A 22,320-nucleotide genomic window follows, 5' to 3' on the forward strand; every position below is an offset into this window, starting at 1 on the left:
GCCCGCTGATTAGCTGCAAATGCGCGCCACGGCGCGCGCGAATCGCGCCAGCCCCTCTTTCACATCCTGCTCAGGGATGATCAGCGACGGCGTGAAACGCACCACGTCCGGGCCGGCGATCAGCGCGATAACGCCTTCTTCGTTGGCCAGTTGGGTGATCTGCTTCGCTTTGCCGGCATAGTCTTTCTTCAGTTGGCAGCCGATCAGCAAACCGCCGCCGCGAATCTCGGCGAAGATCGGATACTGACGGTTGATGTCGTTCAACCCGTCGATGAACCACTGGTGGCGCTGCTTGACGCCTTCCAGCACTTCCGGGGTATTGATGATGGAGAACACTTCCCCCGCCACCGCCGTCGCCAGCGGGTTGCCGCCGTAGGTGGTGCCGTGAGTGCCGACGCCCAGCGTTTTCGCCAGCGCATCGGTGGTCAGCATGGCGCCGATCGGGAAGCCGCCGCCCAGCGCTTTCGCGGTGGTCAGCACGTCCGGCACCACGCCGTACTGCATATAGGCATACAGATGGCCGGTGCGGCCGACGCCGGTCTGCACTTCGTCGAAGATCAGCAGCGCGTTATGGCGATCGCACAGTTCACGCAGCCCCTGCAGGAAACTGGCTTCCGCCGGCAGCACGCCACCTTCGCCCTGGATAGGCTCGACGATCACCGCGCAGGTGCGATCGTTGATAAGCTCGGCCGCTGCGGCCAGATCGTTATACGGCGTATGGGTGATGCCGCCCGGCAGCGGCGCAAAGTCCTGCGAATATTTTGGCTGGCCGCCGGCGGACACGGTAAACAGCGTACGGCCGTGGAACGCGTTGTTGAACGCCACAATCTGATCTTTACCGGCGCCGTGCTGGTCGTGCGCATGTTTGCGCGCCAGTTTCAGCGCCGCTTCGTTGGCTTCTGCGCCCGAGTTACAGAAAAACACCTTGTCGGCGAACGTGGCATCGATCAGTTTCTTGGCCAGGCGCAGCACCGGTTCGTTGGTATAGCCATTGCCCAGATGCCACAGTTTGCCCGCCTGCTCCACCAGCGCCGCCTTGACCGCCGGGTGCGCATGGCCCAACGCGTTAACCGCGATGCCGCCGGCGAAATCGATGTAAGACTTACCCTGTTGATCCCACACCTGCGATCCTTCACCCCGCACCAGAATAAAATCGGCAGGGGCATAAACCGGGACCATCCAGTCATCAAAAGACTGGCGGGTAACTGCGATTGGCTGTTCCATAGTGACCTCATAATCTCAGCAAAGGCTGAATTTTGACTGTAAGGACCGCGCAAGCCCGGCTAGGCCGCCACAATGCAAAAAAACCGCTGTTCAAAACCGACTTTCCCGGCGGAGAAAATGCTGTCTCTCACCGCTGATTAGAAACAAATCTGTTACATAAAATCGGTTTTTCACTATTTATGGCGCTTATCCGGTCCCTGAGCGGGGAGTAAATGTTAACGAGCAGTTAAAATACATGTCGTTTGATAAAGAGTGTAGAGCAGCTATCGTGCCAAAACGGGATTTTTGCCGGATTTTGCTATTTTTTACGTTAAAACAACGGCTTATAATGCATATTTATTCATTTTATATGCATTTGCAATGCATAATTTAAAAAATAAGGCCTAAAATCATCATTGCTCGCGAAATCCTATTCAATTGCGAAAAACTTCAGGATTTCTGATCGCGCTCGCAAAAATAATTTCATCCGATTTGCTCGCCATCACACTTTTTGCCCCAACCCGGTGCAGCGCTGCGCCAGGATCGGGCAATGCGGCGACGAAGCGCCTATTCCATCGGCAGCGCCCCGGAAAACGAACCGCGCCGATCGCCGCCGGCCGCGGCTCCCGCTTTATGCGCCAACGACTACACTGTGATTCTGACCGCACTTTTTCTTCTGCGCACAAGGAGTCACCATGCCCAAACGAACCGTCGATCTCAGCCGGCCTCTCCTCCAGCACGACATCCGCGCGTTTCTCGAGACGCTGAATGCCGCTGGCGGTAAACCTATGGAACAAATGAAGCCCAAAGAGGCGCGCAGAGTTTTGGAAGCGGCGCAGCGCAGCGTAGACGTGCCGCTGCGCGAGGTGGAGATCAGCGAGAAAACCATTCACGTAGAAGGCCAGGATATTCTGCTGCAGCTGGTGCGGCCGGCCAGGGTCAAGGAGACATTGCCGGTATTCATGTTCTTTCACGGCGGCGGCTGGGTGCTGGGCGATTTTCCCACCCATGAACGGCTGGTGCGCGATCTGGTTTACAGCTCCGGCGCGGCGGCGGTGTTCGTCAACTACCCCCGCTCACCGGAAGCGCACTATCCGCAGGCGATCAATCTGGCTTACGCCGCCACGGAATGGGTGGCCGAATATGGCGAAAAAATCAACGTTGACGGTTCACGGCTGGCGGTGGTCGGCAACAGCGTCGGCGGCAATATGGCGGCGGTGGTCAGCCTGATGGCCAAAGAGAAAGGCCTACCGGCATTGCGTTGCCAGATCCTGCTGTGGCCCGTTACGCACGCCCATTTTGATACCGATTCCTATCATCAGTTCGCCGAAGGCCATTTCCTGACCCGCAATATGATGAAGTGGTTTTGGGACAGCTATGCGCCCGATAAGGCGCAGCGCAAAGACATCTACGCCTCACCGCTCAACGCTACGCCGGAACAGCTGCGGGGCTTGCCGCCGGCGCTGGTGCAAACCGCCGAGCTGGACGTGCTGCGCGATGAGGGCGAAGCCTACGCGCGTCTGCTCGACGCCGCCGGCGTCGAGGTCACCTCTACCCGCTACAACGGGCTAATCCACGACTACGGCCTGTTGAACCCGCTCGCCCACGTCCCGGCGGTGCATTCGGCGATCCACCAGGCCGGGCGCGCGTTGAAACACTACCTGTCCTGACGCTAACCGACCAGGTGGCAAGCCACCTGATGACCGGGCGCCACGCTGCGCAGCTGCGGCGCCTGTTCGCGGCACTGCGCCGTGGCCAGCGGGCAGCGGGGATGGAAACGGCAGCCGCGCGGCGGGTTGGCGGGGTTCGGCGGCTCGCCGCCGGCCACCCACGCCGGCGCGCGTTGCGCATCCAACGTCGGCACCGCCGCCAACAAGGCCTGCGTGTAGGGATGCAGCGGTTGGCGGAACAGCGAATCGCGATCGGCGCTCTCAACGATCTGCCCCAGATACATCACCGCCACATCCTGGCACAGATGCTCCACCACGCCGAGATCGTGCGAGATAAACAGCAGCGTCACCCCCTGCCGCTCCTGTAAATCGGAAAACAGATTGATGATCTGCGCCTGAATCGACACGTCGAGCGCCGATATTGGCTCATCGGCGACGATAAATTCCGGTTGCAGGATCAACGCGCGCGCAATGCCGATACGCTGCCGCTGGCCGCCGGAAAACTCATGCGGAAACCGCCCGTAATGCTGTGAGGACAACCCGCAGATCGCCAGGGTATCGAGCACCCGTTCGCGCAGTTCCGCCTTGCTCGCCAGGCCGTGTTGCAACAGCGCTTCCCCAATGGCGTCGCCCACGCGCAGACGCGGATTCAGCGAGCTGTAAGGATCCTGAAACACCAGCTGCATTTTCGGCCGCAGGGCGCGCAACGCGTCCTTGCTCAGGCCGTCCAACGCCTGCCCTTTGAACAGCACCTCACCGGCGGTTTTGTCGTGCAGGCCGAGCAGCGTGCGGCCAACGGTGGTTTTGCCGCTGCCGGACTCGCCCACCAGCCCGAAAACGCGCCCCTTGCGGATGCTGAAGCTGACATCATCCACCGCCTTCAGTTGGCCGGTGGTGCGCCCGAACAGCCCGTCGCGCAGCGGAAAATATTTCTTTAACCCCTTTACCTCCACCAAAGGTTCAGTCGACATACGGATGCCCTCCGGCATTGAGAAAACAGGCGGACTGACGCTGACGGGAGCCGTACAGCGGCGGAATGCCGTCGCGGCAGCGAGCGGAGGCCTGCGCGCAGCGCTCGGCGAAAGCGCAATGCTCCGGCAGCCGCGCCAGATCCGGCACCTGACCGGGAATGGAGTACAAGCGGCGTCGCCGCTGCCCCGGCACCGGCCGCGAAGCGATCAGCCCCTGCGTATAGGGATGTCGCGGCTCGTCCAGCACTTCCCGGGTCGTTCCCTGCTCGACGACGCGCCCGGCGTACATCACCGCCAGCCGATCGGCCATCTGGGCGATCACCCCGAGATCGTGGGTGATCAAGATCATCGCCATGTTGTGTCGCCGGCTCTGCTCGCGCAGCAACGCCAGGATCTGCGCCTGCACCGTAACGTCGAGCGCCGTGGTCGGTTCGTCGGCGATCAGCAGCGCCGGCCAGCACCCGATCGCCATGGCGATCATCACGCGCTGCAGCATGCCGCCGGAAAGCTGATGCGGATAGCAGCGCATCAGCGCCTCCGCGCGCGCCAACCCCACTTCCGTCAAGAGTTGAATCGCCTGGCGCCAGGCCGCTTTCGGCGACAGGGTCAGGTGGCGAATCAGCGGCTCCACCAGCTGTTCGCCAAGGGTCAACACCGGATTCAGCGCGCTCATCGGCTCTTGAAAGATCATCGCCAGCCGGTTGCCGCGCAGATCCGCCATCTTGGATGCCCGCAGCGACAGCAGGTTTTGCCCTTCAAAGCGAATCTCACCGCCGTCTATCTGCGCCAGCGGCTGCGGCAACAGCCCCATCAGCGCCATGGCGGTCACGCTTTTGCCGCAGCCCGATTCGCCGACGATCCCCAGCGTTTGCCCGGCCTGCAGTTCAAGGCTGACCTGTTGCACCGCCCGCACCGGCCCCTGCTCGCCATGAAACGACACCGACAGCCGGTCGAACGCCACCAGCGGTTGACTCATCGTTTTACCCCGCTCATTTTCGGATCGAGCGCGTCCCGCAGGCCGTCGCCCAAGATATTGATCGCCACCACGGTGACGAAGATCGCCAGCCCCGGCGGCATCCACAGCCAGGGGCGGCGCTGAAAGTCGATCAGGCTATTGGCGGCGTCCATCATGTTGCCCCACGACGGCGTCGGCGGCACCACGCCCAGCCCAAGGTAGCTCAACGCCGACTCGCTGAGGATGGCATTGGCCACCGCCATGGTGGCGACCACCACCAAAATCGGCACGGTATTGGGCAACAGATGGCCGAAGAGGCGCCGCCGAGTGGAGAGCCCCAGCACTTCGGTGGCCAACATGAAATCCCGCTCGCGCAGCGACAGGATCTGGCCGCGCACCAGCCGCGCCAGCGACGGCCAGCCCAGCAGGCTCAGCATGATCATCACCATGTAGATACGGTAGTCCGGCGACACGTCGAGTTCGGTCAGCATCGCCCCCATGATGATCAGCAGCGGCAGGCCGGGAATGGTCATCAACAGATCGGCGAAGCGCATGATCAACCGATCCGCCACGCCCCCCAGATAACCGGCGAACGCCCCCAGCACATAACCCAGCGTCACCGACAGCAGCATCGACACCAGGCCGATGGTCAGCGATATTCGCCCCGCCAGCAGCAGCCGGGTGCAAATATCGCGGCCGAGAAAGTCGGTGCCCAACCAATGCGCGCCGCTCGGCGCCTGATTGATGTTCAGCACATCGCCGGCGTCGTCAGGCCACGGCGACAGCGACGGCCCAATCAGGCACAGCAGCGCCAACAGCACCAGCAGCGCCAGCGAGATCATCGCCGGTCGGTGGCGACGCAGACGGCGCCATGCCTGCGCGGCGGGCGGCGGAGACAGCTGCGCCAGCGCCGGCAACTGCGCCTGGCGCCAGCGGCGACGGCGCCCGAAAAACAGCGTTACCCACATCGTGTTACCTCAAGCGAATGTGTGGATCGGCGTAGGCGTACAGAATGTCCGCCAGCAGATTGCCGAGAATGGTCAACGCCGCCAGAAACAGCGTGAACCCCATCAATACCGGATAATCGCGCGCCGCCAGCGAATCGATATGGATATGCCCGGCGCCCGGCCAGTTGAAGATTTTTTCGGTGATCAGCGCGCCGGAGAACAATCCCGGCAGCTCGAACCCCAGCAGGGTGATGATCGGCAACAGCGCATTGCGCAGCGCGTGTTTGAGGATCACCGTTTTCTCCCTGAGCCCTTTGGCGCGCGCGGTGCGGATATAGTCCATGCGGATCACCTCCAGCATGCTGGCGCGAAAATAGCGCGTCAGGCTGCCGGCCTGCAGCATCACCAGCGCCAGCACCGGCAACAGCAGGTGCGCCGCCACCTCCAGCGCCCAGGCCAGCCCGCTCGCTTCGCTGCCGGTGCGCAACATGCCGCCCGCCGGCAACCAGTGCAGATCGACGGCGAACCATTTGATCAGCAACAGGCAAAGGAAAAACGTCGGAAACGACATGGCGGCGAACACCGCCACGGTGATCAGATGATCGAACAGCGAATAGGGTTTCATCGCCGAGATCACTCCCACCGCCAGCGCGATGCCCCAATACAGCACCATCGCCACCGCCGCCAGCAGGAACGAGTTCCAGATGTATTGGTTCAGCAGCGTGCTGACCGGGATCTGATACTGCAGCGAGAAGCCGAGATCGCCCTGCAACAGCCGGCCAAGCCAATGCAGGTAACGGCTGAACAAGGGCTGATCCAACCCATACAGCGTCCGCAGCTCGGCGGCGCGTTGCGCGGTCAGGTTGATATTGCCGTCGATAAAGTCGCCGGGCGCCAGGGCGAAGATGCAAAAAATCAGCAATGAAGCCAGCAACAGCATCGGGATAGTCTGCAACAAACGGCGCAGGATAAAATTTCTCATCGCGAATTCCATCGCCGCCGCCCGGAATGGCGCGGCGGCATCGGGGCGTTACGGCGCCGGTTTGACGTTCGGCAGGCTGCCGACCAGTCCGTTGTAGATATCCGGTTTAAAGCCGGTGACGCGCGCGCTGCTGGCGCTCAAGATTTCGCGGTTGCCGAGCAGGATCACCGGCGGATCGTCCGCCAGCACCTGATACAGCTGATGGTACAGCGGCTTACGCTGCGCGATATCCAGCGTGGCATTGGCTTTGGCGATCAGCGCGTCCACCTGCGGGTTGTGGTAGCCGGTCTCGCTCTCGCGGCTGATGAAGTCGCGTACGCCGTCGTGCGGATCGTTCAGCGTGCTGGTGCTGAGAGACGCCAGGTCGTAATTGCCCGCCTTGCGCTGCGCCAGCAGCGCGTTGAAATCCAATACCTGCGGTTTCAGCACCACGCCGAGCCGGCGGTAGTTATCCTTGGCGATCGGCACCAGCGCGTCGTTGATCAGCTTTTTGGTCACCAGTAGCGTCAGCTCCAGCTTTTTACCGTCTTTCTGCCGGATGCCGTCAGCGCCCACCTGCCAGCCTGCCTCGTCCAACAGCTTTTTGGCCTTATCGAGATCGTAAGCGTAAGGATTGATGCCGTTGGCGTCGTAAGCCCAGGAGATCGGCGAAATCGGCTGGTTGGCGACCTTGCCGTACCCTTGGTACACCACGGCGATCAGTTTTTGCCGATCGAGGCCGTAGATCAGCGCCTGACGCACCCGCTTGTCCTGCAGCGCCGGGCGTCTGAGGTTGAAATCAACCCGGCTGTAATCGCTCGAGCTGTAAAGGTTGATATTGGCGAAACCGAGCAGCTTGAGCTGTTCGATATCGTCCGGCTTGGCGGTAAAGGCGTCGTAGTCGGTCTCACCGGTCTGGAACAGCTGGAAGTTGGTGGCCGGGTTGGTGACGCGATAGATAAAGCGCGCCATCGGCGGCGGGCCGAGGTAGAAGTTCGGGTTGGCGTGGAAGCGGATTTCCTGCCCCGGCACGTACTTGTCGTAAATGTAGGGGCCGTTGCCGAGCGGCTTGCCGTTCAAGGCGCGCACGCCGTCGAGCTTGCCGCGCTGATAGTCTTTGCCGTAGTAAGCCCGCGACAATACCGGCCCGCCAATCAGTTGCAACGTGGTCGCGCCCGGTTGGGTGGTGACGATCTGAATGGTGCGATCGTCGATCACCTTCAGCCCGCTGATGCCGGCCGCGGTGCCGTTTTTATACTCGGCGCCGCCCTGAATGTGCGCTGGCGTGATATCGGTATCGCCGTCATAGGCGGGGTCATGCAGCAGCGTCAGGGTAAAGGCGATATCGTCGGCCTTCAGCGGCGAGCCGTCGCTGTAGACCAGATTCGGCCGCAGCTTGATGGTGTAGGTCAGATTATCGGGGCTGACCTGCCAGGACTCCGCCAGGCGCCCTTCCGGTTTGCCCTGGCTGTCCAGGCCGATCAGCCGGCTGAAGATTACGTCGGTCACGTTCTCGTCCCAGCCGTTGGTGAACAGATACGGGTTGAAAATCCCCTGCGGCTCCGAGATGCCCGCCACGACGGTATCTTTGCGCAGTTTGGCGGCGGCCGGCACCCGAGCGGCGTCGCTGGCCGGCGTAATGCCTTCGGCCAGCGTTTCCGCCTGCGCGGCGGTGCTCAATCCCAGCGCGCAGACCAACGCCAGCGGCGTCAGCCGATAGCGCAACAGTTTGTTTAGCTTATTTTTTATTCCACTCACCCACTGCCCCTCGTCTACCCGTTGATAAAAATGTGACAAAATTTATCGCAGAGTAATGGGCGGCTGGAGGGCTGTCTAACAACGAAACCGGCATTCCATTGCCGAAAAAAGCATTATGAATTTTTCTGGGGCGAAGCGGCGGGAAAAACGCGATTCAGCCGGCCGCCGCCAGCCCCCGGATAAGTTTAGCTAAGGTTTTTATCGCCTCTTCAAAGCGGTCATTCCATTCAAATGAGGCGTTGAGACGGAAGCAGTGGTTGAAATGGTCGCCGGTGGTGAACATGCGCCCCGGCGCGATGCTGATGCCCCGTGCGAGTGCGCGCCGGTACAGCTCCATCGACGACAGCGCCGGGTCGAGTTCCAGCCACAGGAAATACCCGCCGTCGGGCTGACTGACTTTCACCGTCGGCGGAAAATGGTGGGCGATCGCCTGACGCATTGCGCTTTGGCGCTGGGCCAGCAGGCGTCGCAGCCGCCGCAGATGGGTGTCGTAGCCGCCGTGCAGCAGATAATCCGCCAGCGCCATCTGGGTCGGCACGCTGGTGGAAACGGTGCTCATCAGCTGCAAACGCTGGATCTGTTGCGCATAACGCCCCGCCGCCACCCAGCCGACGCGAAAGCCCGGCGCCAGACATTTGGAAAATGACGAGCAGTGCAGGATCTGGCCGCCGCTGTCGAGCGCCTTCGCCGGCAACGGCCGTTCGGCGCTGAAGTACAGCTCGCCGTAGACATCGTCTTCGATCAGCGAGATCTGCCGTTCGCGCAGCAGCACCACCAGACGCTGCTTGTTGGCCTCCGGCAGGGTGGCGCCCTGCGGGTTCTGGAAGTGGGTCATCAGCCAGCAGGCTTTGATCGGATACTGCTCCACCGCCTGCTGCAACGCGTCCAGATCGATACCGTCCTGCGGATGCGTGGCGATCGCCACCGCCTTCAGCCGCAGCCGTTCCAGCGCCTGCAGCGCGCCGTAAAACGCCGGCGACTCGATCGCCACATAGTCGCCCGGTTGGGTCACCGCCTGCAGGCTGAGGCTGAGCGACTCCATCGCCCCGGCGGTGATGACGATCTCGTCCGGCGCGACCTGCATGCCGCTCAGCGCATAGCGTTGGGCAATGTGCCGCCGCAGCGCGTCGTTGCCCGGCGGCAGGTTGACCAGCGAACTGTGCGGCGTGAACTTGCGCGCTACGCTGCTCAGCGCCCGCGCCAGCTTCGGCTGGGCGAACAGCGTGGCGTCGGGAAACGCCGAACCGAAAGGCACGATGTCCGGATCCTTGCAGGCCTGCAGCACGTCGAAAATAAAGGCGTTGATGTCCACCTGCTCGCTCAGCAGCAGTTTCTCGCCGCGCGAAGGCTGCGGCAGCGGCTGCGGACGCGCCGCCACATAGTAGCCCGACTGCGGCCGGGCGACGATCCACCCCTGGCTCTCCAGCAGTTGATAAGACTGCACCACCGTCATCAGGCTCAATCCGGCGCGTTTGCCGCTCTCGCGCAGCGAAGGCAGCTTGTCGCCCGCCCGCCACACCCGGTTCTGGATCTGTTCTCTAATCTGCTGCGCAAGCTGCTCGTATCGGGTCATAACCATTAACTGTTATATGAAAAAGTAAAATAACTGTCACTATTATAGGCACTGTACTCCGTGCTTAACTTAACGCCAAGCATTTCACATAAAAATGACAGCTATACTCAAGAGGTTAATTTATGTTCAACCCTAGGAGGCGCCATGCTGGGTCTTGATGCACTGGAACTTGCCAGAATACAGTTCGCCTTCACCGTGTCTTTCCATATCATTTTCCCCGCCATCACCATCGGTTTAGCCAGCTATCTGGCGGTGCTGGAAGGATTATGGTTGAAAACGCACAATGAAGCCTATCGTGAGCTTTATCACTTCTGGTCAAAGATTTTCGCCGTTAACTTCGGCATGGGCGTGGTATCCGGGCTGGTGATGGCTTACCAGTTCGGCACCAACTGGAGCTTCTTCTCCGAGTTCGCCGGCAGCATTACCGGGCCGCTGCTGACTTATGAAGTGCTGACCGCCTTCTTCCTCGAAGCCGGTTTCCTCGGCGTGATGCTGTTCGGCTGGAACCGCGTCGGCCCCGGCCTGCACTTCTTCGCCACCTGCATGGTGGCGCTCGGCACTCTGATCTCCACCTTCTGGATCCTGGCCTCCAACAGCTGGATGCAGACCCCGCAAGGGCATGAAATCATCAATGGCCAGGTGGTGCCGGTTGACTGGCTGAAGGTCATCTTCAACCCGTCCTTCCCGTACCGCCTGCTGCATATGTCCACCGCCGCCTTCCTCTCCTCGGCGTTCTTCGTCGGCGCGTCCGCCGCCTGGCATCTGCTGCGCGGCCGCGACACGCCGGCAATGCGCAAGATGCTGTCGATGGCGATGTGGATGGCGCTGATCGTCGCGCCGGTGCAGGCGCTGATCGGCGATGCGCACGGCCTGAATACGCTGAAACATCAGCCGGCGAAGATCGCCGCCATCGAAGGCCACTGGGAAAACCCGCCGGGCGAAGCCACGCCGCTGATCCTGGTCGGTTGGCCGGACATGCAGCGTGAAGAGACCCGCTTCAAGCTGGAAGTGCCCTACCTCGGCAGCCTGATCCTGACGCACAGCCTGACCGAGCAGGTGCCGGCGCTCAAATCGTTCCCGCCGGAAGATCGCCCCAACTCCACCGTGGTGTTCTGGTCGTTCCGCATCATGGTCGGGCTGGGCATGCTGATGATCCTGGCCGGGGTGTGGAGCCTGTGGCTGCGCTGGCGCGGCGGGCTGTATCAGTCGCGTCCGTTCCTGTATTTCATCCTGTGGATGGGCCCTTCCGGGCTGCTGGCGCTGCTGGCGGGCTGGTTCACCACCGAGATAGGCCGCCAGCCGTGGGTGGTGTACGGCCTGCTGCGCACCAAGGATGCGGTGTCCGCGCACGGCGATCTGCACATGAGCATCAGCTTGCTGGCGTTCATCATCGTCTACTGCTCGGTGTTCGGCGTGGGCTACTCCTACATGATGCGCCTGATCCGCAAAGGGCCGCAGCCGCATGAACACCAAGAAGACAATACCGAGGGCCGCCCGGCGCGTCCGCTGTCCGCGGTCAACGACACTCTGGACGACAGGAGCTGAACATGGGTATCGATCTTCCGCTGATTTGGTTTGTCATCATCGTGTTCAGCACCATGATGTACGTGGTGATGGACGGTTTCGATTTGGGCATCGGCATTCTGTTTCCGTGGGTGAAGGCGAGCGGCGACCGCGATCTGATGATGAACACCGTCGCCCCGGTGTGGGACGGCAATGAGACCTGGCTGGTGCTGGGCGGCGCGGCGCTGTTCGGCGCCTTCCCGCTGGCCTACTCGGTGATCCTCGACGCGCTGGCGATCCCGCTGACGCTGATGCTGATCGGGCTGATTTTCCGCGGCGTGGCCTTCGAGTTTCGCTTCAAGGCGACGCCGGAGAAGCGCCATATCTGGGATAAAGCGTTCATCTGGGGCTCTCTCTTCGCCACCTTCAGCCAGGGTGTGGTGGTGGGCGCCGTGATCAACGGCTTCCCGGTAGAAGGCCGCACCTACGCCGGCGGCGCACTGGACTGGCTGACGCCGTTCGCGCTGTTCTGCGGGCTGGGGCTGGTGGTGACCTACGCCCTGCTCGGCTGTACCTGGCTGGTGATGAAAACCGCCGGTGACCTGCAGGCGCGCATGTATCACCTGGCGACGCCGCTGCTGGCGATCCTGCTGCTGGTGCTGGCTGCGGTCAGCATCTGGACGCCGATCGCGCATCCCGAAATCGCCGCGCGCTGGTTTACGCTGCCTAACCTGTTCTGGCTGCTGCCGGTACCGCTGCTAGTGCTGCTCAGCGCCTGGGGAATTCAACGCGGAGTGAAACGCGGCGCGCACTACTCGCCGTTTATGCTGACGCTGCTGCTGGTGTTCCTCGGCCTGAGCGGGCTTGGCATCAGCATCTGGCCGCACCTGATCCCGCCGGCCATCAGCCTATGGGACGCCGCAGCACCACCGCAGAGCCTCGGCTTTATGCTGGTGGGCGCGCTGTTCATCATCCCAATCATTCTGGTCTACACCTTCTGGAGCTACTACGTGTTCCGCGGCAAGATCAGCCATGAACACGGCTATCACTGAGGAAGGAGGACGCTATGCAAGATAAAACGGCAGCCGCCGCTCCGGCGCCCTGGTGGAAACGCATCGGTTGGCTGGTGATCATCTGGAGCGCCAGCGTGCTGGGGCTGTTCGTGGTTGCCTCGCTGTTCCGCCTGCTGATGACTGCGGCGGGCATGAAGTCGCATTGACGCGGCGCCTTATCTGGACGCGCTGTTGGGAAAGTAAAAAGAGACCACCAGCGTGACCAGCGGCAAGGCGCCGATCTTCACCAGCTCAAACACCTGATTCAGCGCTTCGTTTTTCTCCCAATACGCGTGGGCGGCGAATACGCCCACGCTGACCGCGAATATCCCGCACAGCACCTGGCGTGCCAGGCGCAGCCGCTCCATTTCGTCGAAGACCAAGACCTGCTCCAGATAAACCTGGCTGGCCTCATCGCGCAGATTACGGCTTTCGATGTTCATGGGAAGATCTCCACGACCCGCCCCACCGCTTCAAGCTGTTCACCCTTCTCCCGTACAATGCCAAGAGAAGTACCATCCTGTTTCATCCAGTACTTATCGGCAAGGGTAATCAGTGCAAACGCCATTTTGATTACCTCGGTTTTTTCCATCCCGTGACGCCGGGCGATATCGTTCAGATCATCATCAATTTTGTTCGATAACCGAATCGGCAAGCTGCGCATAGTCCACCTCCTGTGGCCGTTGATTCACAGAGGGAAAGTCTACTGGAAGGGCAAATATCGTTCAATTAGTGAACTGCGTAACGCCTCGCACAATTCGCATGCAACGCTAGTGCGGCTTGCGGCCCATCGCGCTGAGGAAGCGTTGCTGCAGACGCAACAGCTCCTCCAGCTCCAGCAGGCGGTAGTCGATGTCGAAGCGCGGCGCCACCTCGCCGATGATGCGGCTGAGCGCCGGGTAATGGCGGTGGCTCCAGTGCGGAAACAGATGATGCGTCAAATGCAGATTCGCCCCGCCCAGCCAATAACCCAGCCAGCGCGGCCGAGTCTGCCAGTCGAACGTGGTGGCGAACACATGGTGATACCAACCGTGCGGCATCGCGCCCTGCGCCGGCGCCTGATAAAAGTTGGCCTTGGCCCAGTGGGTGCCGATGATCAACATCACGAACAGCAATGAAGAAAGCATCTGGCTCAGCAAATAGACCAGCAGAATTTGCCCGATGCCGATAGCCGGCGGCAACAGCCAACATGGGATCGCCAGCGCCAGCAGCAGGTGCGCCGCCTTCCCCGCCAGAAACCCGCTCCAGCCGCGTACGCCCTGCTGCGCCATGCGCGCTGCCACGCGGGTGCGGCCCGCCCTGTCCAACCAATCGAACAGCCAGATGTAGTACGGAAAAGTCAGCGCCGCCACCAACGGCCAATAGTAACGCTGCGCGCGCATAAAGGGCCGCCAGCGCTGGAACGGCGTTTGCCGCAGCACGCCGTTGGCGTCGATATCGGGATCGTAATGTTCGATGTTGTTATGGGCATGGTGGAACAACACATGCCGCACGCGCCAACAGTCGGGATCCAGCCCCAGCGGCACGCTCACCAGTGCGTTCAGCCAGCGGTTGGCCCAGGGGCGGCGGAAAAACGCGTTGTGCGAGGCGTCGTGCACCACGTTCACCGTCAGGAACATGCCGATAAAGATAAAACCGAAGTAGCAGGCGAAAAACGCCCAGCCGTTATGCTGCTGCAGGCTCAGCCCGTAACACAGGCCGCACAGCGCCAGCAGCAGCGCGACCTTCGCCAGCATGCCGCCGTCGGCGAAACGGTGATCGCCGTGGGCCGCCAGATAATGCTGTGCAGCCTGCATCAGCGCGCGGTGCAACCCATTGTCGTCGCGCCGATAGGCTAACGGACGCAGCGGTTTCATGGCTGTCCCATCCGGCGTAAGAAGCGCTGTTGTTGCGCCAGCAGTTCACGATAGCCAATGCAGCGGTACGCCATGCCGTGCCGCTGCGCGACCTCCGCCACCGCGGCAGCCAGGGCCGGATAGTGGCGATGATTCCAGCCGGGAAACAGGTGATGGGTCAGGTGATAGTTTAGCCCGCCGGTCAGATGCTCCAGCCAGCGCGGTTCGGGCTGCCAGTCGCAGGCGGTGGCGAAATTGTGCCGATACCAGCCTTGCGGCATGCTGTCGCCCGTCGGCGCCGGGTAAAACTCGGCCTGCGCCCAATGGGTGCCCAGCAGCAAGAACACCACCAGCAGCGAGGCGCACATCTGGCTGAGCGCGTAAGCCAGCAACACCCAGCCCCAGCCGATGCCGTGCAAGTGGCCCACGACCAGCGGCGCCACCAGCACCAGCGCCAGATGCGCGAGCTTGCACAGCACGAACAGCGCCCAACCGCCGCGCCCCGCCAGCACGCGTTTTTCCCGCAGCGGCGTTTTATCGAGCCGATCGGACCAATCGAAAACCCAGGCGATATAGGGCAGCGAGAGCGCGGCGATCAGCGGCCAGTACAGATGCTGATAGCGCATATGGGGCCGCCAGCGCTGGAACGGTGTCTGGCGGAAAAAGCCGTTCTCTTCGGTATCCAGATCGTAATGTTCGACGTTGGCGTAAACATGGTGGTAATCCACATGTCGCGTGCGCCAGTAGTCCGGATCGACGCCCAGCGGCAGCGTCACCAACCGCCCCACCAGCCGATTGGCCCAGGGCGCACGCAGGAAAGCGTTATGCGAAGCATCGTGGTTGACGTTGACATTGAGCAGCATGCCCATGGTCACGAACAGGAAATAGCAGAGGAAAAACGCCCAGGGCTGATGCTGCAGCAGGCTCAGCGCGTAAAACCCGACGCACAACGCCAGCAACAGCGCGGCCTTGGCCAATCGCGCGGCATCGGCATAGCGATGATCGCCCGCCAGACAGGCGTGGGCCGCGCGCTTAAGATCGCGGTGGAAGGCCTGTTCGCCATCGGCGGGAAAACGCAGCGGCGGCAATGATTCAGCCATGCGGTTCCTCCACGGCGGCCGGTGCGGCTACTCTTCCCCAGCCCAACGCGACGCACAGGGCATGCAACGCCACGGCGGCCATGGCGATATGCCAATAGCGCTGCGGCCAACCGAGATAGCCGATAAACAGCAGCGGCATGCCTAGCGCGATCAGCAGCCAGACGGCGCTCGCCCACCGCCGCCCTTCCGTCATGCCGCCCAGCGCCACCGATCCCAACGCCAGCAGCGCCAACAGCGCCATTTGCGGCCAGCTGATGTCGCTATAGCCGTAACCGTATTGGTAGACGTAACCGACCACCAGCGAGAACAACAGCATGGCGCCGCTGAAAACGCTGAACGCCGAACGGCGGTCGCGTGGCCGGCACGGCGCCGGGCGCCATGCCAGGCGCAAATAGCGCAGGAACGGCAGATTGCTCGCCCAGAATGGGTTGGCGGACGGCCTGTCGCCGCCGACGCCATAGCTGAACGGCGTGCTCGGCAATGCCGGGCAAAAGGTGCCGAACAGCTTGTCCCAGAAGATAAAGCTGCCGCCGAAGTTCTTATTGGAATACGCCATGTCCTTGACGTGATGCACCCGGTGATGCGCCGGCGTGACCAGGATTTTTTCCAGCACGCCGAGCTTCGGCGTCAGCGCATTGTGGTTAAACAGCTGAATGCTGTAATGAAAAATAGAGACCGCAACGAACACCGACAGCGGCACCCCCGCCAGCGCCAGCAGCAAAAAGAACGGGATCGACGTCAGCGACGAATACCAGGAGTTGCGCACCCCCAGCGACAGATTAAAGTGCTCGCCCTGATGGTGCACCACGTGCACCGCCCACAGCAGGCGGAAACGATGGTGCAGACGGTGCAGCCAGTAGAAACCGAAGTCCCACGCCAGCAGGGCGAACAGCCACATCAGCAGCGGCGGCCAGGCATCCAGCAGCCCCAGGCTGAAATGCGCGGCCACGTAGCCGTAGCAGGTGATCTCCAACCCGCGGAACAGCCACAGCATGATATGGCCGGAATTCAGGTTGAACACCAGATCGTGCCAGTTGACCGGCTCGCGACGCCCCCACTGCAGCGCCACCGCCTCGGCCACCACGATGAACAGCATGAACACTATCGGCAATGCCAGATCGCTCATCCTATTTCTCCTTTAACGACGCGCCTGCGCAGGGTTTTCATGCGCAGGGCCAACCAGCCGGCGAACAGCGCCAGCAGCGCGCCGCCGGCCAAATCGACAAACAAATGCCGACGCAGTTGCAGAATCGAGAACGCGATCGCCACGCCCCACAGCATCCACAGCGCCGTGCGCACTTTGCGCTCGCCGTCGCTCAGCGCCCACACCGCCAGCACCGTCAGCGCCATATGCAACGAAGGCAGGCAGTTTTGCGGCGAGTCCACCCGGGTTAACGCCGCCAGCAGTTGCACGCTGATCCCGACGCCATCGTTCTGCGGATAGGCCATGGTGGTCGGCCACAGCAGATAAACCGCCCCGGCGCCCAGCGCGGTCAGCTGCATCGCCAGCGTCAGCCATTTGATCCGCGGCAGCGGCGCCAGCAGATAGCCCGCCGGGACGATGAGGAAGAACGACAGATAGAGCCAGATGGCCGTGGGGCTGAACGGGATCGCCCGATCAAGCGCCGACGGCGGCAACAGGGTTCCCGCACCCTGCAGGCGATCTGTCAGGCTATACACCACGCCGACCGTGCCCCATCCCAGCAGCATGTGCCATAGCCTGAACAGTGCGCTTTTCATGCCTCCTCCGCCCGGCGCACGATGCGCCGCCGCTTGCGATCGAACTGCGGCAGCACCGCTTGCGCCGTCAACCGCCATTCGAGGCGATCGGTGGCGATGCCCTGACGAGCGAACAGCGCCATCAGCTGCGCCTGACAGTGCGCCAACGCCGCCGGGCTGCAATCGGCAATCAGCTCCAACCGCCGTTCGCCATGCTGGATCAGGCGGTAATCGCTGGTCAGCGGTAACGCATTGGCGATCGTTCGGCTGCAGGCATCGGCGAACACCGCCTGCGGTTGCCGCTGCGCATCGGGCAGCATCAGCTGATCGTCGCGCCGCCCCTCGATACGGGCGATCGCCCGCGTCGGTTGCCCGCATGGGCAGGGTTCCTTGCGCAGCACCAATACATCGTCCAGCCGATAACGCACGATGGGCTGCGTACTGCGGGTAAAGTCGGTGATCAGCGGCGTGAAGCGCAGTTCGTCGATCCACTGCGGCTCGATATGCAAAAACTCCTCGTTCAGGTGCAAGGTGCCGTGCGCGCAGGTGGCGGCGAGGAACCCCTCGGTAGCCTGATACACTTCGCCGACCGCCGGAAACACCTGCTGCAGCAGGCGGCGATCCTGTTCTTCAAGCACCTCGGCGACCGAGATCACTTTTTTGACCGACAGCGTCACCTGCCCGGCCAGCACCGCCAACGCCAATGCGCGCAGCACCTGCGCCGGGGCCACGATGATGCTGGGCGCCTGCCGTTCCAATGCCGGCAAGTGGCCGCTGAACGGCGCGAGCAAATCGTAAAACGCCAGGCTCAGCCAGCGGTTGTTCACGCTGTGATAGAGATTATTGTCCGCGCGCAGAAACAGCGCGACGCGCTCGCCCGCCGACAGCCCGTCCGGCAGCATTTTCGCCAACATGCCGCCGGCCCACACCTGCTGTTCCCGCGGGCTGACGACAAACACGCCGCGCTGCCCGGAAGTGCCGGACGACAATCCGACGCTGTAGCGCCCGATCTTCGGCGTGAAATCGCGATCCGCCTCGCTGCGCTGCGCGCAGGCCAGCACCGCATCGCGCCGCAGCCCGGCGGTGTTCATGCGGTCGAACTGCGCCATCATCAGCGCCTTGTCCATCGGCGGCCATTCGGCGAACGGCCGGCGGCTGAAGCCTTGAAAATAGGGACTCTTGCTCAGCACCCGGCGGGCAAACCCCTCAAGCTGTCGGGCCTGATGCGCCTCCAGCGCCGCACGATCGCCAAAGCGCAGGCGCCGGGCGCGGAAATAGTGCCAAAGGGTCATGAAGGGGATCACAGGTCCCCCTCGTGGCACAGCAAAATGTTGACCTGGCCGCCCGCCCACAGCTGGTTGAGCCGCTCCAGGGTGCGGGTGTAAGCCGCCGCGTCGTCCATCACCAGATTGGCCAGGCGCGAAGGCCCGCGCAGCGTCTGGTAACTCTGCGGCGACCAGGCGGCGTCGCTGGCCAGCAGTGTCCAGCCGGCGTCGGTGAGAATAAAGGCGCCGATATGGCCGGCCGCATGCCCCGGCAACGGCACCAGCACGATCTGCCCTTCACTGCCCGGCAGCGCGTAACCGCGATCGAACGGCGCCAACAGCGCGGGCAACGCCACCGAGGGAAAAGACTCCATAAACTGCAGACGGCTCTCGAAATCCGCCGGGATCAGGCCGGGAATAAAGGCGCGCTTCAGCGCCGCGAAACCGCGCAGCCCACGGGTTTGCTGCCAGCCCTCGCCGGAGCAAATAAAGTCGAGTTGGCTGAAATCCTGCAGCCCGGCGATGTGATCGGCGTGAAAATGCGAGACGATCAGCGCCTGAATATCCCCCTCGGCATAACCGGCTTCGCGCAGCTGATGCGCCAACGACTCGGCCGGATCGAAATAGACCGGCGTCATGCGGCGGTAAAGGCTGAACAGCCCCGACTGCGTGTGCTGCTGAAAATAACGCGCGTAGCCGGTATCCCACAGCCAGCGGCGCTCCCCCACCTCCAGCAAATAGGCGCGCGCCGGGAATTTGCACACCCGGAATCCGGCGCCGCGCAGCGCCATGCAGCCGATATGCGTGCAATAGCCCACTTCAAACACGGTGACCTTAGCCATGCTGTCCGCCTCCTTGCCGCCGCAGCCACTCGCCGGTCAGACGAATGCCCTCTTCCATCGAATAACGCGGCCGGTAACCCAGCTCTTCGATCGCACGGGTCTGGCTCAGCGTCATGTCAAAATGCACCGCCGCCACGCTGTAGCGCGTCAACAGCGGTTCCTTGCCGCTCAGCGTCGCCCACAGCTCCATGCCGCCGGCCAGCGTATGCAGCAGCGGATAGGACACGGCCTGCAGCCGGTAACTCAGCCCCAGTTCCTGACGCAGCAACGCATCCAGCATCTCCGCCAGCCGCTGCGGTTGGTGGTTGGTGATGTTGTACACGGCGCCGGACGGCAATCCGCGCTGCCGGCTGGCCAGATCCATCGCGTGCACCACGTTGGGGGCGAAGGTCAGATCCAGCAGCGCTTGTCCGCCGCCGGGCAATCGCAATACCCCGCGGTCGCGTTCGAGCTGCTGCAACAGCCGCGGCACGATCACCCGATCGTGCGGGCCAAACAGGCCGCGCGGCCGCAGCATAATATAGGTGGTTTGCGGATAGATCTTCGCCTGCGCCAACAGGCGCTGCTCGGCCGCATACTTGCTGGCGGCATAGTGATTGGCGAAGCGCCGGGCGCGGTAACCCTCGTCAAGATCGTAATGCGGCTGAAAATCGAAGTAGATTGCCGGCGTGGAGATATGCACGAAGCGCCGCACGCCGCAGCGCCCGGCCGCCTCCGCCAGCTTATCCGTCGCCGCGGCGTTGATGCGGTGAAACTCCGCTTTGCCGCCCCAGGGCGAAGACTTGGCCGCGCAGTGCCAGACCCACTCGCAGTCGGTCACCAGCTCCCGACACTGCTGCGGCGTGGCCTGCGCCAGATCGAGCGCGCAAAACTCGGCGCCCAGCTGACGCAGCGTTGCGCCGGCCCGTTCATCGCGGCCGGTAGCGCGCACCTGATGTCCGGCCTCCAGCAACCACTGCGCCGCGTTGCGTCCCAGCCCGCTGGTCGCCCCGGTGACCAGCACCCTCATGGCAGCAACACCATGCCGGCCAGCGCCAGCCCGGCGGCGGTGCCGATCAGCATCACCGGCTGACCGGGATTGAAGCGCCCGGTGGTCACGGCGGCATGCAGCGCCGTCGGGATAGACGCCGCCACCTGATTGCCATGATGGCGGTAGATATCGACCAGCGCCTCGCTGGAGACGTGCAGCCGTTTGCGCATATGTTCGAGCGACAGATGGCTGGCCTGATGCGGCACCACGGTGGCGATCTGCGCCAGGGTCAGGCCGCTGGCGCTCAACAGCCGATCGAGGTAACCCTCAATCAGCGCCGACGCCTGGCGGAACAGCGGCTTGCCCTGCATATGAAACAGGAAGTCTTGCTCACACATGCCGGCGCGCGGGTTGCGACGCGTGCCGCCGGCCCGGATCTCGCACAGTTCGCTGCCGGTGGGGTAGGTTTCCACCAGGCTGGCGAGGATGCCGCTGGCGCCGTCGCCGCGCTCCACAATGGCGCAGGCCGCGCCGTCGCCGAAGATCAGCGACGACTCTTCGTGCTGCCAGTCGATGCCGCGTGAAGCGAGATCCGCCGAGATGATGGCGATGCGTCGATACGTCCCGGCGTTCAGCAGCCCTGCCGCCACCTGCAGCGCAGAGATAAAGCTGACGCAGCTGCTGTTGATGTCGAAGCCCGGCGTGCCCGGCGCCAGCCCCGCCACCTTGAGAATGTGCGCGGCGGTGCACGGCAGCGCCTGCACCGAAATCGCCGAGGCAGAGATCAGCAGATCGATCGAGTCCGCCGAAATGGCGCGGCGAGCCAGCGCATCTTGCAGCGCGGCAGCGGCGAGTTCGGCCTGGCTGGCATCGTCGGCGGCGTGATAGCGGTAAACGATGCCCGAGCGTTTTTCAACGTAGCCGGCCGGTTTCCCCAGCCGAGCGTCGAGCGCAGAGGACGCCACGCGGTTAGGCGGCAACGCGGCCCCGGTGGCGATGATTTTCAGAGGCAGCAGCTCGGGTGAGCGTAATTGTGTGGTCATTATTGTTATTGATTAACCTGACTATCCATAAAGCGATTCTCCCGTACGGCGCGAAAGCCACACGGATCATCCCCGGTTTTTATGTCCCAAAATGCCTTTCATCAAGGCGGTATCTCTTGTTATCGGCTACCACAGGCCGACGTCCGTCGGCGGAAGCATAAACGTAACATAACTGAGATAGTGAGTTTACGACAAGGCGACGAGAATGGGCAGACGGCGGGAGAATTATCGGAATAGCGCCGCCGCTGGCGATCGGCGGCGGCGGGGTCAGGCTCAGCGGCGGTTGCGCACCAGCTGGTAACGGCGGGTCAGGTACTCTACCGGCGCACTCCAGATATGCACCAGGCGGCAGAACGGGAACAGCACGAACAGCGTCATGCCCAGCACCATATGCAGCTTGAAGATCAGCGCCACGCCTTCCAGGTGCGCAGAAGCGCCGGCGTGGAAGGTTACGACCGCCTGCGCCCAGGCCACCAGCTTCATCATTTCACTGCCGTCCATATGCTGGGCGGAGAACGGAATGGTCAGCAACCCCAGGCACACCTGCACCACCAGCAATGTCAGGATCAGGATGTCGGCGACGCTGCTGGTGGCGCGCACCCGCGGGTTGGTCAACCGGCGCTTCAGCAGCAGCGCGCCGCCGATCAGCGTCATCAGGCCGCAGGCGCCGCCGGCGATCATCGCCAGCTTCTGCTTCACGTCGATCGGCAGGAAGGCCTCATACATCCAGTGCGGCGTCAGCATGCCGAGGAAGTGGCCCGCGAAGATGCCGATAATGCCGATGTGGAACAGGTTGGACGCCAGCCGCATGCCCTTTTTATCCAGCATCTGGCTGGAGCCGGCACGCCAGCTGTACTGCCCGTAGTCGTAGCGCAGCCAGCTGCCGATCAGGAACACCGCGCCGGCCAGATAAGGGTAGATGTCGAAGAAGAACTGATTCAAAAATTGCATAA

Annotated in this window: 22 protein-coding genes; 4 read left to right on the forward strand and 18 right to left on the reverse strand. The window is 62.6% G+C overall.

Annotation, left to right across the window (positions count from 1 at the left end; translation table 11 throughout):
• Window positions 1-9: 9 nt before the first annotated feature.
• Window positions 10-1,224 carry an aspartate aminotransferase family protein gene (locus ACP3TA_RS20155; RefSeq protein ID WP_015378175.1) on the reverse strand — a complete coding sequence of 405 codons (1,215 nt, stop codon included), beginning with the start codon at window positions 1,222-1,224 and terminating at the stop codon, window positions 10-12.
• A 674-nt stretch (window positions 1,225-1,898) separates the two neighbouring features.
• Between ACP3TA_RS20155 and ACP3TA_RS20160 the strand changes: the two genes are divergently transcribed.
• Window positions 1,899-2,873, forward strand: a complete 975-nt coding sequence (locus ACP3TA_RS20160) for an alpha/beta hydrolase (protein WP_033643407.1) — start codon at window positions 1,899-1,901, stop codon at window positions 2,871-2,873.
• A 2-nt stretch (window positions 2,874-2,875) separates the two neighbouring features.
• Here the strand turns inward: ACP3TA_RS20160 and ACP3TA_RS20165 are convergent, their stop codons facing one another.
• From ACP3TA_RS20165 to ACP3TA_RS20190, 6 genes are all read right to left on the reverse strand, one after another.
• Window positions 2,876-3,844: an ABC transporter ATP-binding protein gene (locus ACP3TA_RS20165; RefSeq protein ID WP_123061757.1), complete on the reverse strand. Its 969-nt coding sequence runs from the start codon at window positions 3,842-3,844 to the stop codon at window positions 2,876-2,878.
• On the reverse strand, window positions 3,834-4,820 hold the full coding sequence (locus ACP3TA_RS20170; RefSeq protein WP_206196357.1) for an ABC transporter ATP-binding protein: 987 nt from the start codon (window positions 4,818-4,820) through the stop codon (window positions 3,834-3,836). Before ACP3TA_RS20170 ends, ACP3TA_RS20165 begins: the two co-directional genes overlap by 11 nt.
• The gene (gene opp4C, locus ACP3TA_RS20175; protein ID WP_046687269.1) at window positions 4,817-5,767 is read right to left on the reverse strand and encodes an oligopeptide ABC transporter permease; all 951 of its coding nucleotides are present in this window, start codon (window positions 5,765-5,767) and stop codon (window positions 4,817-4,819) included. The genes ACP3TA_RS20170 and opp4C overlap by 4 nt, the downstream gene beginning before the upstream one ends.
• Before the next feature lie 4 nt (window positions 5,768-5,771).
• Window positions 5,772-6,728 carry an ABC transporter permease gene (locus ACP3TA_RS20180; RefSeq protein ID WP_206196358.1) on the reverse strand — a complete coding sequence of 319 codons (957 nt, stop codon included), beginning with the start codon at window positions 6,726-6,728 and terminating at the stop codon, window positions 5,772-5,774.
• A 48-nt stretch (window positions 6,729-6,776) separates the two neighbouring features.
• On the reverse strand, window positions 6,777-8,465 hold the full coding sequence (locus ACP3TA_RS20185; protein ID WP_033643412.1) for an ABC transporter substrate-binding protein: 1,689 nt from the start codon (window positions 8,463-8,465) through the stop codon (window positions 6,777-6,779).
• 154 nt (window positions 8,466-8,619) lie between these two features.
• Window positions 8,620-10,038 carry a PLP-dependent aminotransferase family protein gene (locus tag ACP3TA_RS20190; protein ID WP_060660608.1) on the reverse strand — a complete coding sequence of 473 codons (1,419 nt, stop codon included), beginning with the start codon at window positions 10,036-10,038 and terminating at the stop codon, window positions 8,620-8,622.
• Window positions 10,039-10,182: 144 nt separating this feature from the next.
• Between ACP3TA_RS20190 and ACP3TA_RS20195 the strand changes: the two genes are divergently transcribed.
• From ACP3TA_RS20195 to ACP3TA_RS20205, 3 genes are read left to right on the forward strand one after another with little or no spacing between them, the layout of a single operon-like run.
• On the forward strand, window positions 10,183-11,583 hold the full coding sequence (locus ACP3TA_RS20195; RefSeq protein ID WP_004934615.1) for a cytochrome ubiquinol oxidase subunit I: 1,401 nt from the start codon (window positions 10,183-10,185) through the stop codon (window positions 11,581-11,583).
• A gap of 2 nt (window positions 11,584-11,585) precedes the next feature.
• Window positions 11,586-12,593, forward strand: coding sequence for a cytochrome d ubiquinol oxidase subunit II (cydB, locus tag ACP3TA_RS20200; protein ID WP_033643414.1), 1,008 nt, complete (start codon window positions 11,586-11,588; stop codon window positions 12,591-12,593).
• 14 nt (window positions 12,594-12,607) lie between these two features.
• Window positions 12,608-12,760, forward strand: coding sequence for a DUF2474 domain-containing protein (locus ACP3TA_RS20205; protein WP_004934619.1), 153 nt, complete (start codon window positions 12,608-12,610; stop codon window positions 12,758-12,760).
• Window positions 12,761-12,769: 9 nt separating this feature from the next.
• Here ACP3TA_RS20205 and ACP3TA_RS20210 read toward each other — a convergent pair whose 3' ends face one another.
• From ACP3TA_RS20210 to narI, 11 genes are all read right to left on the reverse strand, one after another.
• Window positions 12,770-13,036: a hypothetical protein gene (locus ACP3TA_RS20210; protein ID WP_033643416.1), complete on the reverse strand. Its 267-nt coding sequence runs from the start codon at window positions 13,034-13,036 to the stop codon at window positions 12,770-12,772.
• The gene (locus tag ACP3TA_RS20215) at window positions 13,033-13,257 is read right to left on the reverse strand and encodes a hypothetical protein (RefSeq protein ID WP_025303190.1); all 225 of its coding nucleotides are present in this window, start codon (window positions 13,255-13,257) and stop codon (window positions 13,033-13,035) included. The genes ACP3TA_RS20210 and ACP3TA_RS20215 overlap by 4 nt, the downstream gene beginning before the upstream one ends.
• 106 nt (window positions 13,258-13,363) lie before the next feature.
• On the reverse strand, window positions 13,364-14,449 hold the full coding sequence (locus ACP3TA_RS20220; RefSeq protein WP_206196359.1) for an acyl-CoA desaturase: 1,086 nt from the start codon (window positions 14,447-14,449) through the stop codon (window positions 13,364-13,366).
• Window positions 14,446-15,528, reverse strand: coding sequence for a fatty acid desaturase family protein (locus tag ACP3TA_RS20225; protein ID WP_206196360.1), 1,083 nt, complete (start codon window positions 15,526-15,528; stop codon window positions 14,446-14,448). The genes ACP3TA_RS20220 and ACP3TA_RS20225 overlap by 4 nt, the downstream gene beginning before the upstream one ends.
• Entirely contained in the window at window positions 15,521-16,654 is a 1,134-nt protein-coding gene (locus ACP3TA_RS20230) for a sterol desaturase family protein (protein ID WP_197816354.1), read from the reverse strand. The genes ACP3TA_RS20225 and ACP3TA_RS20230 overlap by 8 nt, the downstream gene beginning before the upstream one ends.
• On the reverse strand, window positions 16,651-17,268 hold the full coding sequence (locus tag ACP3TA_RS20235) for a phosphatase PAP2 family protein (RefSeq protein WP_426784410.1): 618 nt from the start codon (window positions 17,266-17,268) through the stop codon (window positions 16,651-16,653). The genes ACP3TA_RS20230 and ACP3TA_RS20235 overlap by 4 nt, the downstream gene beginning before the upstream one ends.
• On the reverse strand, window positions 17,265-18,551 hold the full coding sequence (locus ACP3TA_RS20240; RefSeq protein ID WP_108680945.1) for a F390 synthetase-related protein: 1,287 nt from the start codon (window positions 18,549-18,551) through the stop codon (window positions 17,265-17,267). The genes ACP3TA_RS20235 and ACP3TA_RS20240 overlap by 4 nt, the downstream gene beginning before the upstream one ends.
• Complete coding sequence (locus ACP3TA_RS20245; protein WP_142002585.1) at window positions 18,548-19,354, reverse strand: MBL fold metallo-hydrolase; 807 nt, start codon at window positions 19,352-19,354, stop codon at window positions 18,548-18,550. The genes ACP3TA_RS20240 and ACP3TA_RS20245 overlap by 4 nt, the downstream gene beginning before the upstream one ends.
• Window positions 19,347-20,363 (reverse strand): NAD-dependent epimerase/dehydratase family protein, encoded by a 1,017-nt coding sequence (locus ACP3TA_RS20250; RefSeq protein ID WP_089194872.1) that lies wholly within the window; start codon window positions 20,361-20,363, stop codon window positions 19,347-19,349. The genes ACP3TA_RS20245 and ACP3TA_RS20250 overlap by 8 nt, the downstream gene beginning before the upstream one ends.
• Window positions 20,360-21,367 (reverse strand): 3-oxoacyl-[acyl-carrier-protein] synthase III C-terminal domain-containing protein, encoded by a 1,008-nt coding sequence (locus ACP3TA_RS20255; protein WP_206196361.1) that lies wholly within the window; start codon window positions 21,365-21,367, stop codon window positions 20,360-20,362. Before ACP3TA_RS20255 ends, ACP3TA_RS20250 begins: the two co-directional genes overlap by 4 nt.
• Window positions 21,368-21,640: 273 nt before the next feature.
• Window positions 21,641-22,318, reverse strand: a complete 678-nt coding sequence (gene narI, locus ACP3TA_RS20260) for a respiratory nitrate reductase subunit gamma (protein ID WP_033643426.1) — start codon at window positions 22,316-22,318, stop codon at window positions 21,641-21,643.
• Between the last annotated feature and the right edge of the window lie 2 nt (window positions 22,319-22,320).

Source organism: Serratia sp. 2C06 (assembly GCF_050037615.1).
In the GTDB taxonomy this organism is placed as follows: domain Bacteria; phylum Pseudomonadota; class Gammaproteobacteria; order Enterobacterales; family Enterobacteriaceae; genus Serratia; species Serratia ureilytica.

Bases quoted from the DNA above. Each gene is read 5' to 3' on its own strand.
- ACP3TA_RS20155 (WP_015378175.1), bottom strand. From the start codon at position 1,224: ATGGAACAGCCAATCGCAGTTACCCGCCAGTCTTTTGATGACTGGATG.
- ACP3TA_RS20160 (WP_033643407.1), top strand. From the start codon at position 1,899: ATGCCCAAACGAACCGTCGATCTCAGCCGGCCTCTCCTCCAGCACGAC.
- ACP3TA_RS20165 (WP_123061757.1), bottom strand. From the start codon at position 3,844: ATGTCGACTGAACCTTTGGTGGAGGTAAAGGGGTTAAAGAAATATTTT.
- ACP3TA_RS20170 (WP_206196357.1), bottom strand. From the start codon at position 4,820: ATGAGTCAACCGCTGGTGGCGTTCGACCGGCTGTCGGTGTCGTTTCAT.
- opp4C (WP_046687269.1), bottom strand. From the start codon at position 5,767: ATGTGGGTAACGCTGTTTTTCGGGCGCCGTCGCCGCTGGCGCCAGGCG.
- ACP3TA_RS20180 (WP_206196358.1), bottom strand. From the start codon at position 6,728: ATGAGAAATTTTATCCTGCGCCGTTTGTTGCAGACTATCCCGATGCTG.
- ACP3TA_RS20190 (WP_060660608.1), bottom strand. From the start codon at position 10,038: ATGACCCGATACGAGCAGCTTGCGCAGCAGATTAGAGAACAGATCCAG.
- ACP3TA_RS20195 (WP_004934615.1), top strand. From the start codon at position 10,183: ATGCTGGGTCTTGATGCACTGGAACTTGCCAGAATACAGTTCGCCTTC.
- cydB (WP_033643414.1), top strand. From the start codon at position 11,586: ATGGGTATCGATCTTCCGCTGATTTGGTTTGTCATCATCGTGTTCAGC.
- ACP3TA_RS20205 (WP_004934619.1), top strand. From the start codon at position 12,608: ATGCAAGATAAAACGGCAGCCGCCGCTCCGGCGCCCTGGTGGAAACGC.
- ACP3TA_RS20210 (WP_033643416.1), bottom strand. From the start codon at position 13,036: ATGAACATCGAAAGCCGTAATCTGCGCGATGAGGCCAGCCAGGTTTAT.
- ACP3TA_RS20215 (WP_025303190.1), bottom strand. From the start codon at position 13,257: ATGCGCAGCTTGCCGATTCGGTTATCGAACAAAATTGATGATGATCTG.
- ACP3TA_RS20220 (WP_206196359.1), bottom strand. From the start codon at position 14,449: ATGAAACCGCTGCGTCCGTTAGCCTATCGGCGCGACGACAATGGGTTG.
- ACP3TA_RS20225 (WP_206196360.1), bottom strand. From the start codon at position 15,528: ATGGCTGAATCATTGCCGCCGCTGCGTTTTCCCGCCGATGGCGAACAG.
- ACP3TA_RS20230 (WP_197816354.1), bottom strand. From the start codon at position 16,654: ATGAGCGATCTGGCATTGCCGATAGTGTTCATGCTGTTCATCGTGGTG.
- ACP3TA_RS20235 (WP_426784410.1), bottom strand. From the start codon at position 17,268: ATGAAAAGCGCACTGTTCAGGCTATGGCACATGCTGCTGGGATGGGGC.
- ACP3TA_RS20245 (WP_142002585.1), bottom strand. From the start codon at position 19,354: ATGGCTAAGGTCACCGTGTTTGAAGTGGGCTATTGCACGCATATCGGC.
- ACP3TA_RS20250 (WP_089194872.1), bottom strand. From the start codon at position 20,363: ATGAGGGTGCTGGTCACCGGGGCGACCAGCGGGCTGGGACGCAACGCG.
- ACP3TA_RS20255 (WP_206196361.1), bottom strand. From the start codon at position 21,367: ATGACCACACAATTACGCTCACCCGAGCTGCTGCCTCTGAAAATCATC.
- narI (WP_033643426.1), bottom strand. From the start codon at position 22,318: ATGCAATTTTTGAATCAGTTCTTCTTCGACATCTACCCTTATCTGGCC.